General features: G+C 42.5%; 5 protein-coding genes, 1 pseudogene and 1 riboswitch. All 6 genes and pseudogenes read left to right on the top strand.

What is annotated here, in order from left to right:
- Window positions 1-53: 53 nt before the first annotated feature.
- The 6 genes and pseudogenes from ACK8P5_RS18520 to ACK8P5_RS18495 all read left to right on the top strand — a co-directional run bounded on the left by ACK8P5_RS18520 (window position 54) and on the right by ACK8P5_RS18495 (window position 15,739).
- Complete coding sequence (locus tag ACK8P5_RS18520; protein WP_422657730.1) at window positions 54-1,460, top strand: ABC transporter substrate-binding protein; 1,407 nt, start codon at window positions 54-56, stop codon at window positions 1,458-1,460.
- A 95-nt stretch (window positions 1,461-1,555) separates the two neighbouring features.
- A pseudogene (locus tag ACK8P5_RS18515) lies at window positions 1,556-2,445 on the top strand (carbohydrate ABC transporter permease).
- A 56-nt stretch (window positions 2,446-2,501) separates the two neighbouring features.
- Window positions 2,502-3,335: a carbohydrate ABC transporter permease gene (locus ACK8P5_RS18510; RefSeq protein WP_422657729.1), complete on the top strand. Its 834-nt coding sequence runs from the start codon at window positions 2,502-2,504 to the stop codon at window positions 3,333-3,335.
- A gap of 188 nt (window positions 3,336-3,523) precedes the next feature.
- Window positions 3,524-4,447 carry an aminoglycoside phosphotransferase family protein gene (locus tag ACK8P5_RS18505; RefSeq protein ID WP_422657728.1) on the top strand — a complete coding sequence of 308 codons (924 nt, stop codon included), beginning with the start codon at window positions 3,524-3,526 and terminating at the stop codon, window positions 4,445-4,447.
- A 418-nt stretch (window positions 4,448-4,865) separates the two neighbouring features.
- A complete protein-coding gene (locus ACK8P5_RS18500; protein WP_422657727.1) occupies window positions 4,866-10,634 on the top strand; it encodes an S-layer homology domain-containing protein in 5,769 nt (1,922 codons plus the stop codon).
- A gap of 201 nt (window positions 10,635-10,835) precedes the next feature.
- A riboswitch (cobalamin riboswitch) is annotated at window positions 10,836-11,035 on the top strand.
- Between the two features lie 141 nt (window positions 11,036-11,176).
- The gene (locus tag ACK8P5_RS18495; RefSeq protein WP_422657726.1) at window positions 11,177-15,739 is read left to right on the top strand and encodes an S-layer homology domain-containing protein; all 4,563 of its coding nucleotides are present in this window, start codon (window positions 11,177-11,179) and stop codon (window positions 15,737-15,739) included.
- The last annotated feature ends 29 nt before the right edge of the window (window positions 15,740-15,768 follow it).

Below are 15,768 nucleotides of genomic sequence, written 5' to 3'. Positions count from 1 at the left end.
GCATACATTTTACTGCCGAAAGCGATTCGCAGCATCCAAAAGAAGGGTGAAGAATGAAGGTAAGGAAGAGGAAATTTATTGTGTTCGCCATTACAGTCTTATGTGTGTCGATGCTATTTGGTTGTACCAGCAATACGAATAAACCAGCTGATTCCGGTGGCCCAGGGAAAGGGGAGGTTAAAGGTACAGAAACCCCGAAGACAACCATTAACATCACCTTTCGAGATGACGGAGTCGGTGAGAACGGAACGTTATATAAATGGATTAAGGAAGTGGCTGCGAGCTATCCAGATAAAAGTGTTGAGGTTAAACCAGCCCCTATTCAAGCATCAGAGGGGGATTATTTTGCAAAAGTCGCTTTAGCGCTAAAATCTAAAGATACTGCACCGGATATCGTAACGGAGGATACGTTTATTTTGAACTCAGATGCAAGCGCAGGGTTCCTAGAGCCGCTTGATGAGCAGCTGAAGGGATGGGAAGACTGGACGAACGGTTCTTTTATTGAAGCGATGAAAAAAGGCGTGACAGCAAGTGATGGAAAAGTATACGGCGTACCTTACAATACGGATTCCAGAGGTCTGTGGTATAACAAAGAGATTTTCAAACAAGCGGGGCTTTCGGAAGATTGGCAACCGAAAACGTGGGATGACGTCTTAAGTGCAGCAAGAACGATTAAAGAAAAAGCGCCGGATGTCGTTCCGATCTGGATGAACATGGGGAAGGCAACGGGCGAAGCGACTTCCATGCAGACGTATGAAATGCTTCTCTACGGAACAGGGGAGAGACTTTATGATGACGCTAGTGGGAAATGGATCATCAAGAGTCAGGGAATCACGGATGCACTCACTTTTATCGAGACCATTAACAAGGAGAAACTTGGTCCACCGCTATCAAAAGTATTGAACGGTCAAGCAGGAAATACGGCGACACGGGAGTATTTACCGCAAGGTAAGCTTGCGATATCACTGGATGGATCGTGGATTACAGGCAATTATTTTGCAGAGGGTGCTGCGCCTTGGCCGGAATATAAAGATGTACTCGGTTTCGCACCAATGCCTACAAGTAAAGGTCAGGCACCGGGATCAATCACGCTTGCTGGAGGCTGGGCTTTATCCATTCCAAGTAATTCGAAGCATAAAGAAGAGGCATGGAATTTCATCAAATATGCTCTTAACAAAGAGAACACGCAGAAGCTTGTCATTGCCTCTGGAAATATAACGGTTCGTGCAGACGTGGCGAAAGACCCGGAGTACACAAAGATGCCGTTTAATGAGATAGCCACGGAGTATTTGAAGAATGCTGAATTCCGACCTGCTCAGGAGAAATATCCTGAAGTGTCAACACAAATACAGACCATGGTGGAGTCCGTAGCTACGGGAACTTCTCCTGCGGATGCGATGAATAAATATGCTCAGGATGTAACGAGAATAGCTGGCGGAGATCGTGTGATGGAAAAATAACAACAAAAGCTTGCGTAGGCAGTTCCTTTCCTTCACGGAATTGAGTCCTACGCAAGCACTTATTCAGATCTTCAGCAAGCGGGAGGAGAACGTACATGAGCAGTCTTGCGGTTCAAGATTTTAATAAGAAGAGAACAACCTATACGTGGCTCTTTTTCTTACTTCCTTCGATTGCGATTATGCTGGTGTTTTTTATATATCCCATCTTGTTAACTTTCTTCTATTCCTTCACGAATCTTGCGTTAACGGGGGAAGCGGCGAGGGAACTGAAGTTTATCGGATTTGATAACTATGTCCGTATGTTTGAAGATCCGACCGTGAGAGTGAGTATATGGAACACATTAATATTCCTAATCGGTTCGGCTGTGATTGGACAACAAGTGCTCGGGTTTCTCATCGCTCTTCTAATGAAGCATAAAAATAAAACATTTAGACGCGTCATTGGCACGATCGTGTTAGCTGGTTGGGTTACTCCAGAGATTGTATGTGCCTTATGTTTATACAGCTTCTTCGGAGACGAGGGCACACTTAATGCGATTATTACCTTCTTCGGATTCTCAGAGGTCACTTGGCTATTCACCGTTCCTATGCTCACGATCATTCTGGCGAACATTTGGCACGGTACAGCGTTCTCGATGCTTGTATTTCAGGCGGCTCTTGATGACGTCCCGAATGAGATTGAGGAAGCGGCTGTTGTCGATGGAGCATCCAAGTGGAAAATATTCACGAGAATCATTGTTCCTTATATTAAAGGCACCATTACAACAAATATGAGCTGGTTACACTGCAAACGCTAGGGGTATTTGGACTGATCTATGCAATGACTGGCGGTGGGCCGGGAACGTCTACTACGACATTGCCTATTTTTATGTACAATCAAGCTTTCGTTAATTATCAGCTGGGGTACGGAACTGCGATTTCATTGTTACTGCTGTTCATTGGTATTGTCCTCAGCCTACTCTATATTCGATCGATGAAAGAGTAAGGGCTGACGCGGAATACTTCCGAAGCATTGATCACCAAACTTTGAGGAGAATTCATATGAATGCCAAACAACGCAAAGTAGTCTATCGAATCATGCCGTATACGATACTTACCATGATCGGGATCTGCTTCATACTGCCTCTTCTATGGGTACTAGTGGCATCCGTAGATGCCAATGCGATGCAGTCCTTGAAACTCCCGAATCAAATAACCGGTTCTAATTATATTGAGGTGATCACAAGTAGCGAGAATCAGCGTGCTTACCTCATTGGACTATTTATGTCCCTCGGCCAAGCCATACTCGTCGTGTTACTGTCGCTACTTGCGGCATATCCATTATCTCGTTATCAGATGAAGTATAAGAAGCCGTTCATGCTGACGATCTTGTTCATGACATCCTTACCGATCACAGCTGTGATGGTCCCTGTTTATCAATTGTTTCTCGGTTTGAAGCTGTATGATAATATTTTTGGCGTTATTTTATTCTATGTAGCATCGTCCATGCCGTATGGAATATGGATGATGAAGAACTTTATGGATTCCGTACCGAATGATCTGGAAGAGGCTGCTTGGGTTGACGGGGCTTCAATCTTCACCGGAATGCGTAAAGTAGTGGCACCTTTAATGGTGCCAGGCATTTGTACGGTTGCAATCTTCACCTTTTCGGGAAGCTGGGGTAATTTCTTTGTGCCCTATATCCTGCTCCAGTCACCAGAGAAATTCCCAGCGTCTTTAAAGCTGTATCAGTTCTTCGGACAATATGGCATGGTGGACTATGGAAGTTTGGCTGCATTTTCGGTACTGTACGCTATTCCTGCGATTATCCTGTATATACTCTCACAGCAGTTTATGTCCAAAGGATTTGGGTTACAAGGCGGGACGAAAGGGTAGAATGCGAGGAAGTTTTATGATTAGAAAATAGATAGTGTACAATTGAAAGATATTTAACCATGACCATTCCGGACATGGTTTTTTATGCCGCAGCTAACTTAAATGATGAGTAGATAAGGAGTTGCTTTTTTACAATGTATATCTAATGATAGTGATTAGTGATTTATCCTAAGCGGGAGGTACACATCATGGATGAGGTATTTACGGGAATACCGAGTGCAGAAACATGGAAGATCGTAGAGGAGATTCATAAGGGCTGGTCAGCAGACAAGAAATACTACATCCAGACGGTTGACGGCACGGAAATGCTTCTTCGAATGTCTGACCTTTCTCAATACGAGAAGAAGAAGATAGAGTTCGAATCGATGAAGCTGCTGAATGGCATTGATGTTCCCATGTCTCGGCCTATTGAATTTGGGCTATGCAATAACGGTCAATCCGTCTTTTCTTTACTCACTTGGATGGAAGGAGAGGATGCTGGTGAAGTTATCGCCCTGCTGAGTGCGAAGGAGCAGTATCTTATCGGTGTGAAGGCAGGTGAGTATTTAAGACGGATCCACCAAGTCCCCGCCAATCATGATGAACAGACATGGTCAGAATACTATAATTGCAAAATCGATAAATACATAGCGAATTATAAAGATTGTGGGATTTATTTGAAGGAAGACCAGACGATTATGCGTTACGTGGAACAGAACCGCTATCTATTAGATGATCGGCCTAACGTTTTTCAGCACGGAGATTACCACCTAGGCAATATGGTTGTTACTTCCTCAGGCGATCTTGGAATTATTGATTTTAATCGATTTGATTATGGAGATCCATGGGAAGAATTTAATCGTATTTCGTTTGATGCAAGCGTAAGTGAGTATTTCGCTTCGGGGCGTATTAACGGTTATTTTAATCATGATGTACCTGATGCTTTTTTTAGATTGATGGCTCTGTATTTGGCAAGTAACCAGCTTTCTTCGGTTTCTTGGGCCATTCCTTTTGGAGAAGCAGAGGTGAATTTTATGCTCAAAAGAGCGGCGAACGTAATGGAATGGTTTGACGGATTTCAGAAGTATGTTCCTACTTGGTATATTCCGAGATTTGGGGAAATTCCCGAGTGAGATAATTTACAAATTACAGTAACAGATAACGTGTATTCAGACACTATTCCAGATGTTTTAGTGAATAGAGTTGTATAACAGCCCGCTCAATGAGCGGGTTTTTTCCATATTGGGCTTCACACCTAACAATAGGGGAAAGAACCAAAAATAAAACAAAAATCATTAAATAGTACCAAAACCAATTAAAAGCGGATTTATAAAACAATGAAAATACAAAAGAGCATGTAAAAAGTTATAATGAACCAATTTATTGAATGCTATTATGAAAGCGTTAACAATTAGGGGTGGTAAGTCAAACTACTGATTGTAATTGAAAGTAGAGAAGAGATTGCAAAAGTGTTGATCAGACTTACCAGAGCAGGTGGGTTAAGTAGGGGACAACTACTTAAGGCTTTAATCATAACGAGGAGGAGTATCATTGGGGATTAAGCAGATTGCTCAAAAAGTAGCAATGTCAGGTCTGGCGGTATCTTTAGTAACATCAGTGTTTGCTGGATTACCGAGTAAAGTGTCAGCAGCTCCAAGTGTAACTGAAATTACGTTAAGTCCCGACAAAATGAAGAAAGAATGGGATGGTTGGGGAACAGCATTAGTATGGTTTGGCAATGCGACCGGCGGCTGGTCAAACGAACAAGCTAAAAATGAATTAGTAGATGCTTTATATAGTGAAGAAGGGCTTAATTACAATATTGCCCGTTATAATATTGGCGGCGGTGATGATCCGGCTCATTCGCATATGCGTGAAGGCGGAAATATGCCAGGGTTCTCTACGGGGTTCGATGAGAAGGGAAATATTCAATACAATTTTGCTGACAATCCAGACAAAAACCAGCTTTGGTGGTTACTAGCTGCTAAAGAGCGATTAGATGCTAGAGAATCTAAGCTAATTACAGAAGCTTTTTCGAATTCGGCACCATATTATATGACACATAGCGGTTGTACATCGGGTCATCATGACTCCTGGCAAAGCAACTTGAAGCAAGAGCACTACAAAGACTTTGCGGATTATTTAGCGGAGGTTGTAGACCACTATAAGACAGAGCATGGTATTACATTCGATACATTATCTCCAATCAATGAACCGAACACGAATTATTGGGGAGCGGGTGGAAGACAAGAAGGCTCACATTGGGCTCCATGGCAGCAGTCCTGGATTATCTGGGAGGCTAGCGAGGCGTTGAAACGCAAAGGATTGCGGGATGACGTGAGAATATCTGGTATGGAAGAGTCAATAATTGATACGTTTCTTACAAATTGGAACGAATATACAGACGACACTAAAAACGCAATTGATCAAATGAATGTGCATGCTTACGGAGGGAATAAGCGTTATGAAGTTGGTCAGCTAGCGAAAAAAGAAAATAAAAAGCTGTGGATGTCTGAAGTGGACTTAGGTCCAGGCGGCATTGCGCATGATCACGATAATATCGAACCGGCATTAGCATTGGCAGATCAAATTATGGTCGACATTAAATGGTTCGAGCCGCAGGCATGGGTATTGTGGCAAGCGATTGAAAGTGAAGCTAATATGCAAGCAGATAAAGAAAATATGAACTGGGGACTAATTCACGCTGATTTCAACAAAGAAGAGTGGTCGTATACGAAAAAATATTATGCGATGGCGCAATTTAGTAAGTTCATTCCACAAGGTTCGCATTTTTTTGAAAACAATGATGATAAGGGGCGTACTTTAACAGCCTATAATCCCGAAAAAGATGAAGTAATCGTCGTTTATCGGAATACCGAAGATCATGCACAGTCATTGGAATTTGATGTTTCCAAGTTTTCTAAAGTAGGTAATGAGGTTGATGTATATACGACATCGGCGGACAAGAATTTAGAACTTAGCCATACAACCGTTGAAAATAATAAGCTGAGTGCAGAAGTAGAAGCTAAGTCAATTACAACGTTTGTTATTAAGAATGCGGAGAATTTAAGTGTTCGTGTTGCATATGCACCAGAGGCATATCCCTCTTCTCCGGTATGGAATATGGTAGACGGAAATTCTCAAACCATGTACGAAAGTAATTGGAAGGGTGAAGGTTACAAGTCAGGAGATTATATTGTCCTCGATTTAAACGAAGTTAAGAACGATATAGGTCAGCTTTTATATACGCCAAGACAAAATGGTGCAGATTATGAAAAACAAAATGGACGCATAAAGAACTTCAAAATTTATACTAGTGATAAAAATCTGGATGATTTGGCTTGGGACGGTTCTAGAGAGCAACTTGAAGAGCACTTCAATTATGTTGCTTTTGGTGGAATTGATGTTAATAAGAACGACCGACAAACGATTACGTTCCAGCCTCAAACCGCACGCTATGTAGCCATTCAAGTATTCAAAACAGGTGGTGGCGGCTCAACAGTTTCAATTGGCGATTTAAGTGTAAAGCGTAGCCAAAAAACATCTGAAGAGTTTGGTATTGAAGCTATTGCTAAATTAGTAGAGAAGCTAGAATCTATTTATGGAAGTAAAAACCCTTATATTCAGTTTAAAATTAAGGAGTATTTAGAGGAAATAAAGGGAGAAGATCTACAATATCTCACGGAAGAGTCTGTGGAGCATTATAGCTACAAGTTTAATCATGCGTATGAGAAATATGCAGAGAAAAATTATAGTGTAAATCGTATTAAAAATGGTCAGACGTGGTATGACACGGATGGTGAGCCGATTCAGGCACATGGCGGTGGCATCATCTATGATGAAAAAACGAAAACGTATTACTGGTATGGAGAAGATAAAACAGAATCAAACTTAGGAGCCGGTTACGTACCGATGACAGGTATTCATGCTTACTCCTCTAAGGATCTTTATAATTGGGAGAACGAAGGCATTGTACTGCCGGTATTTAATAATCCAAATTTAGGCGATAACACACTTGATGGTGCGAATCCATCTGAAGTTCCCATGTACATTCATGAAGATGATCCTACTTATATGGAAGCCGGTGAAGCATTTAGTTTTGAGCGTCAGGAACAACATTATCAGAACCTAGATGATCCAAACTTTGGCATAAGTGATGATGAAAAAAGATTTTACAATTTTACTGGCAATATGAAATCTCCAGTAAATACGTTGAAAAAACACAATTCACGTGATCAAATCGATGAATTAAACGAACTTTATAAAAATGAGTCTTTAGAAGAAAAACAAAGATTATATCGTTTGTTTAACTGGGATAAGGTAGTTGAGCGTCCGAAAGTAGTTTACAATGCAAAACACGATAATTATGTAATGTGGTGGCACCATGACGGGCCAATAGCAGGTAAGTATTGGACTGCTTCAGGAGGCGTTGCAGTAAGTGATTCTCCGACAGGTCCTTTCAAAGTATTAGATATTGGTCGAATGCCTAACGATGACTGGGATAATGCTTGGCGCGAAGGCCAAGGTATGCTACGAGATATGACCCTGTATGTAGACAATGATGAGAATAATACCGGATATTTGATCTACTCTTCCGAAGGTAATAATGCCACTATTGTTTTACAGTTAGATGATACTTACACAAAACCAGCTATTGGTGATAATGGAAAAGCGATTTGGGCTAAAGCACATAAAGATAATAGAGAAGCTCCAACAGTATTTGAACAAGATGGAATTTATTATTCTATTACATCTGGTTTAACAGGTTGGAATCCAAATCCAGCTAAATACCATACTACAGAGAATCTGCTAGACTGGTGGTGGAAAGATAAGGGGGATCCATTCTGGGATGATTGGAAGGGAACAACACATGAGAGCCAAAGTACGTTTGTGTTGCCTTATCGTAACTCCAAAGGTGAGCTAGTAAAAGATAAGTTTATCTTTATGGCAGATCGTTGGAATCCTAATAATTTGACGGATTCTAGATATATTTGGTTCCCGCTGCATCTAGATAGTGCAAATCAGCGCATTTCGATGAATTGGGAATCGGAATGGAATTACTCTGAATTTGGCGTGGAAGAAGATGTGAGCGTTACTTCCATTGCAGTGACGAGCGAAGGCAATTCCTCGACAATCACAACAAAAGGCGGCACGCTGCAACTAGGAGCGACAGTTCTACCTGAGAATACAACAAACAAAACGGTAACGTGGTCCGTGTATGAAGCAGACGGAACGACTTTAACAGACAAAGCAATGATTGATGCAAATGGATTACTGACAGCCGCTAAGGACGGAGTAGTTAAAGTCGTAGCAACAGCAACAGATGGTTCCGGAGTAAACGGAAGCAAGGTCATTACGATTAGCGGTCAAAGCGATACGCCAGACCCAGATCCAGTAAAAGTAGAGTCGATTGCCGTAACAAGTACAGTTGATGCAATCACAATAAAAGGCGGCACGCTGCAACTAGGAGCGACGGTTCTACCTGAGAATGCAACAAACAAAACGGTAACGTGGTCCGTGTATGAAGCAGACGGCACAACAGTAACAGATAAAGCAACGATTGATGCAAATGGATTACTTACAGCCGTGAAGGATGGCGAAGTACAAGTCGTAGCAACAGCAGCTGATGGTTCCGGAGTAAACGGAAGCAAGGTCATTACGATTAGCGGTCAAAGCGATACGCCAGACCCAGATCCAGTAAAAGTAGAGTCGATTGCCGTAACAAGTACAGTTGATGCAATCACTGCAAAAGGCGGCACGCTGCAACTAGGAGCGACAGTTCTACCTGAGGATGCAACGAACAAAACGGTAACGTGGTCCGTGTATGAAGCCGATGGCGTGACAGTAACAGACAAAGCAACGATTGATGCAAATGGATTACTGACAGCTGTTAAGTACGGAGTAGTTAAAGTCGCAGCAGCAGCAGCAGATGGCTCTAATGTAAACGGAAGCAAGGTCATTACAATTAGCGGTCAAAGCACAAGCGGTGGCGGTAATGACGGCGGAGGAAATAACAATGGAGGAAACAACGGCGGTGGAAATAACGGTGGAGGCAACAATGGAGAAGGCGGCAACAGTGGTGGCACAACAGTGCCGACAGTCGGAGATCCAGCATTGTATGAATCCAAAGGAAGCGAGCTGACGGTTGATCCTGCTCACAACAAAGTGAAGGCTAAGCTGGATGCTGCAGCGTTTATGCAGAAGGTTCAAGCATTCGAACAAGCAGGGAAAAATGCAGGCTCTGTACTGAGAATTGCGATTTCCGGTTCTTACGATGGTTACGAGGTTGCGATTCCAGCAGAAGCATTAAGCCGTTTGGCAAGAAGCAAGCCTGATGCTGTCATTGAAGTAACTAGTCCACTAGGAAGCTATGCATGGCCGGTTTCTGAACTGGTAGGAAAAGGTCTTGATGCAAACGGACAAATCATTGTACGGGTTGAACAAGCAGACCTGACAGTACAGAAAGGTTTGGAAGAAAAGCTTACAGACAGAGGTATAAAGGCACGAAGTGCAGCTGTAAGTTTTGAAGCAGAGCTGAAAGAAAAGGAAGCGACAACGGAGCTAACACCAACAGGCTATGTAGAGCGCAAGCTGATCGTAAATGGTGTATTGAGCAATCCGAATGAAGTAACGGTAATGACATACGATCCGGCAACGGGAGAGCTTCGATTTGTTCCAGCCGTATTTACGGTAAAGGACGGCAAAACGGTGGCGACGATCCAACATAACAAAAATGGTTTGTATGTGATCGTGGAAGGTAAGAAAACGTTCGCAGATCTACAGGGTCACTGGGCACAACAGGCAGTAGAAGCTCTGGCTTCCAAGCTGATCGTGAAAGGGAAAACAGAGGGAACATTTGATCCAATTGGTCGAGTGACGCGTGCAGAATTTGCGTCCTTGCTCGTGAGAAGTTTTGGTTTGTCGAACAAAGAAGTAGATCAAACATTTTCTGATGTAGCAGCAAGCAAGTGGTATGCAGCAGATGTGAGTACAGCCGTAAAATATGGGTTCGTACAAGGAGTAGGCAACGACAGATTTGCTCCTGAGGCACTCATTACGAGAGAGCAAATGGTCGTGATGATGATGAATGCGATTCAGTTCGTACAAGGAACAGCAGGGGCTGGAGCCAGCCAGCCAACCTTTGCAGATCAGGATCAAATCTCATCCTATGCTCAAGAAGCCATTGCAGCAGCGGTGGATAAGGGACTAATTAAGGGCAAGGCAGCAACAACCTTTGCGCCAAAGGATATGACGACTCGTGCTGAAGCTGTAGTCGTTCTGCAAAATGCATTGCAATATTTGAGCTTTATTAATAAGTAGGTTTCAACAATACGCCTGATCTACATCTAGAATCAGGCGTATTTGCATTGCGAAAAATGTATTCATTATATATAAGGTGGATTATATCTTTAGCGTTGATACGGCGTCCTATTAAACAAATATTCCGATATTTCAATATTTGAAATCTTTTCCTTGGTAAAAAGTGATATATTTATTAGAATGAATAATATAACAATCAAATATGGAACACGCGAAACAGGTGCCAATTGTGAATGGAATCATCCATCTCATAAATTGGTTAAAAGGGAAGTGGGTGAGAATCCCACGCGGTCCCGCCGCTGTATAAGAGGAGTCCTTGCAACGATGCCACTGGGGAACTGGGAAGGCTGCTAGGATGTTGATACTTGAGCCAGAATACCTGCCTGTTTTGTCACACCACAACTCTACGATGGATAGGAAGGTGTTTATTAGTGCTGGCTAAATATAGCTGCGTAATCTATTAGACCTCTTAACGATTCAAGTTGAGAGGTCTTTTTGTGTGCTGTTAAACGAAAGATGAATTGGAAGGATGATGGATTGAGATGAGAAAAAATAAATTAATCGCATGGCTGCTGATCATAAGCATTGTAATGACGATGTTCACGAACGGGATGACGGTATCCTACGCGGATGAGGCTGACACTTCCGTTGCTCCAATAGAAGAGCTTACTACTGTTAACAATGAGCAGATTGAAGAGGTAGATACAGAACCCAAGGAAGATAAAGAACCTCCGACGATTAAGGTAGAAGGAATACAAGATAACCAGACGGTATCATCTAGTGAAATAAGCTTCAAAATTACAGTAACAGATAACGTGTACACGGACATTATTCCAGAAGTCGCAGTGAATGAAGACGTGTTACCAGCGGTTCAGGATCAATATAAGGCTACTCTTCTTGATGGGGAGAATAGCATAACCATAACGGCTATCGATGGCGCAGGGAATGAGACAACGACAAGCTTTACGATTATCAAGAAGATTGACACTGTAACACTCGCAAAAGAACATCTGGATAAAAGTCTTGCTTATACTCTTGATAGAGTAAAAGCTCCGACTCTGGGGACAGGCAACGGTGAGTGGGTTATCATCTCTTTAGCGCGGGCTAATTATCCGGTGCCTAGCGATTATTATAAGATCTATTACGACAATGTCGTTCGAGAATATGAAGCATTAATGTCTAAGAATAATGTATTTAGTACTGAACATTCCAGATTAATTCTGGGGCTTTCTTCAATCGGAAAAGATATAACAAATGTGAACGGGCATGATGTACGAAATCCTCTTGCTGACTACACCTATGTTGCTAATCAAGGCATTAATGGACCCGTTTATGCTCTCCTGGCACTTGACAGCAATCGTTATGAGATTCCAGATATCACCAAAGAGAGTGTGCAATCCACAAGAGAATCTTTTATAAACCTCATCTTGGGTAAAGAGCTTCCTAATGGTGGATGGGCATTCTTTGGGAGCACGATAGATCCGGATATCACGGCAATGACGATGCAAGGACTGACCCCTTATTATCATGAACGTGAGGATGTAAAAGCAGCAGTAGATCGGGCTATTGAGGCGTTATCTAAGGCCCAAATGAAAGATGGAGGTTATGGTTACGGATCATCGCCAAATAGCCAGAGTATTGCTCAGGTTATTATTGCCTTAACCGGTTTGAGGATAGACCCACACACAGATGATCGATTTATTAAGAATGGAAATTCAGCATTAGATGCCTTGCTAACATTTGCTGTACCTGATGGTGGCTTTATGAACACGAAGTTAGGTGCTGTCAACAGCATGGCTACGGATCAGGGGACACTTGCCCTAGTAGCTTACGACAGATTTAAGAATGGTAAGAATCGTCTCTATGACATGACTGATGTTCAATCTGAACAACCAGAACTTCCAGAACAACCCGAGTCTCCTAAAGATATAGTAGTGACATTGCCATCGGGTGATAAACCGGATGTTGTTATACCGAAAGATGAGCTTGATTATATCGTTCCTATAAAGCCAGAAGATAGTAATAAAGAAATTACGATAACGATTCCGGCGGATAAAAACTCAAAGGTAAGTGCTAAACTTCCCTCGAATAGCAGCCTTCCAAAAATAGAGGCTACAAAGGGTAATGTATCCGTCTTGATCCCTGCAGGTACTGCGGTCACAACGGGCGACGCTTCAGCATTGGAGTTATTAACTTCAATCCATAAGACGGATTCTTCTTTAAAAGATCAGATCAAACCAATTATTCCAGAGGAACATAAGCTGGATGAGATTGTTCAGGCATTCACAATGGGTGGTAAGGGTAAGATCGAATTCAGCTCCTTCATTACCTTAACCTTCAAGGGAATGAGCGGGAAAGAGGCTGCCTATATCCAAGACGGATCAGCCCACGCAATTTCGAAGTACTCAGGCGATGAGCAAGGGTTGAGCAGTGGGAAGAAAGAATATGCCTATGATAGCGGAAAAGACTTAATCGTCAAAACGAAACATTTTACAGACTTTGTCGCTTACACAACAAGTGTAATTGAAACGCCAGGTAACGGAGGTGGTACAACACCGAAGCCAACACAATATGTGACCCTGTCTGTAGATAAACATTCGATTAACAAAGGGAACGTTATCTCAGCCGTAACCGTGGAGATTCAGTCTGGTGACACGGCTTGGAGTGTGTTGAAGAGAGAACTGGACAAGCGGAATATAAGTTATTCCTATGACTGGCCCGAGCAATATGGAAGTGTATATGTAAAGTCCATTGCTGGTGATGGAGAATTTGATCACGGAAGCGGTAGTGGCTGGATGTACAGTGTTAACGGTTCATTTCCTAGCTATGGTGCGAGCAGTTACACCTTAAGTGATGGCGATCGTCTTCAGTGGCGCTACACGAAGAACTTAGGAGCAGATTTAGGAGAAGACCCTGGTAAGTGGGAAGGTACCCCAGGAGGATCGACATCGGTTGCTCCAGGTATCGTGGTTGATTCGAATGATAAGACTCCGGTTATCCAAGTTCCGAAGGATATTTCAGCGGACTATACCATAAACATCACACAAGCGCTAAACCAAAAAGATCAGATTACCATTAACATTCCGGACGTTAAACATCGAGTATTCCTGAATTTGGACGAAGTGAAGAATGCAATGCCTACCATTAAGGTGGTTAAGGGAAAAATTTCAGCCATCATTGAGAAGGGCACCCTTTTCAAGTCAGGGGATCGCAAACTCGAGCTCTTTACAGCAATCAATAGTCAAGATACACAATTACGAGAGTTGATTAAAGGCAGTATCAAAGGAAATGATCAGCTTGATCAGATTCACCATGCTTTTGTTATGGGCAATAAGTCAAACCAAGCTTTGTTCGATAAGCCGCTGACATTCATCGTTCAAGGTGGCAAAGGACAGCTTCCAGGCTTTGTTGAGAATAACAAATTCTCAGCAATTGAGATTTATGACACGGAGGAGCAAGGAAAGCAGGCTGTAAATAGCACCGAGAAGAAAGCCTATGCCTTTGTTAAGAATAACGACCTGTATATAAGAGCTAATCATCTGACGACCTTCGTTACCTATACGACTTCGAAGTCAGCAGTAGTTAAGCCTGTGGATTTGAAAGATGTCTATAGCGATGCCAGTACCATTTCGTCATGGGCATACAGTGCGGTAGGCGAGGCAACAGAGCACGGATTTATTCAAGGTAATCAAGGTAAGTTTAAGCCGAAATCTGCAATCACGAGAGCGGAGTTCACCAAGATATTGGTGTCTGTTCTGGGGTTAGATCTAAACACAAGCAAAGGCATTACCTTTAAAGATGTCTCTCTGAATGATTGGTTCTACCCTTATGTGAATGCGGCTTATAAAGAAGGATTAGTAGTTGGTTCTAATAGTAACTTTAATCCGACCGATATCATTACGCGGGAGCAGATGGCAGCAACGGTTGTAAGAGCGCTCGATGCCACGCCTACGAAGCCGTCCGCAATTATTAAAGATATCAATTCCGTATCGAAGTGGGCTAGAACGGATGTTGAAACGATTGTTGCTCTAGAGTTGATGCTTGGAAGTAATAATCAATTCAAACCAAAAGATTCCGTAACAAAAGAGATGGCAGCGGTTGTTGCCTTGAAGGCATACAAATATAGAGACAACAGTAAAGAAGAAGATACGAATACTAGCGACGCTGTTCATCAAGAAGTAAAGAACAAGATCCGAGAAACAGCCTCATTTTTGCAGAAAGAAGTTAAAGATCCTGTAATCGCTAGTGTTGGTGGAGATTGGACTGTATTTGGACTGGCCCGTTCAGGTGTAACCGTGCCAGATGCTTATTATGCTCGATACTATGCCAATGTGGAGAAGATCTTGAAGGAAAAGTCAGGCAAGCTTCATAGCGTCAAATATACGGAATATGACAGAGTTATTCTTGCTTTAACCGCTATGGGGAAGAAGATAGATAATGTCGCGGGTTATGACTTAATCAAGCCGCTTGCCGATTATGAAACGCTAATTAAACAAGGCATTAATGGGCCGATCTTCGCTCTTATTGCATTAGATAGTAAGAAGTATGAAATACCTGTTGTTAAAGAAGTAAAGACACAGACAACTAGAGAGAAACTGATTGATTTTATCCTGAATCGTGAGCTTAGTAGTGGTGGATGGGCACTCGGAGAACGCCCTGATGTCTCTGACCCGGATATTACGGGGATGGTACTTCAAGCACTAACGCCTTATTACAGTTCAAATCCGAAAGTGAAGGTGGCTGTGGACCGCGGTGTTGCATGGTTGTCCAAGACACAGACTGCTGACGGAGGTTTCTCAAGCTGGAGCTCTACGAATTCTGAGAGCATAGCACAGGTAATTGTAGGCTTAACCAGCATAGGAATTAACCCACACACGGATGCCCGTTTTATTAAGAATGGACACTCACCTATTGATGCTTTGTTGAGTTTTGCTGCACCAACCGGAGGCTTCTACCATGTGAAATCTGGTGGTACAGGAAATGGCGGGGCGAAACCAGGTGAAGTGGATCTTATGGCTACAGATCAGGCGTTTTATGCTCTGGTTGCATTTGACCGATTTATCAATGGACAGAGTCGTCTTTATGACCTGACAGATGTTAAATAAATGATTTTTTTTCATTAAACTTAAATTGA

Source organism: Paenibacillus sp. EC2-1, from assembly GCF_049311625.1.
Classification (GTDB): Bacteria; Bacillota; Bacilli; order Paenibacillales; family Paenibacillaceae; genus Paenibacillus_AQ.
Note: the sequence above shows the minus strand (reverse complement) of the source record. Positions and strands in the feature narration are given on the sequence as shown.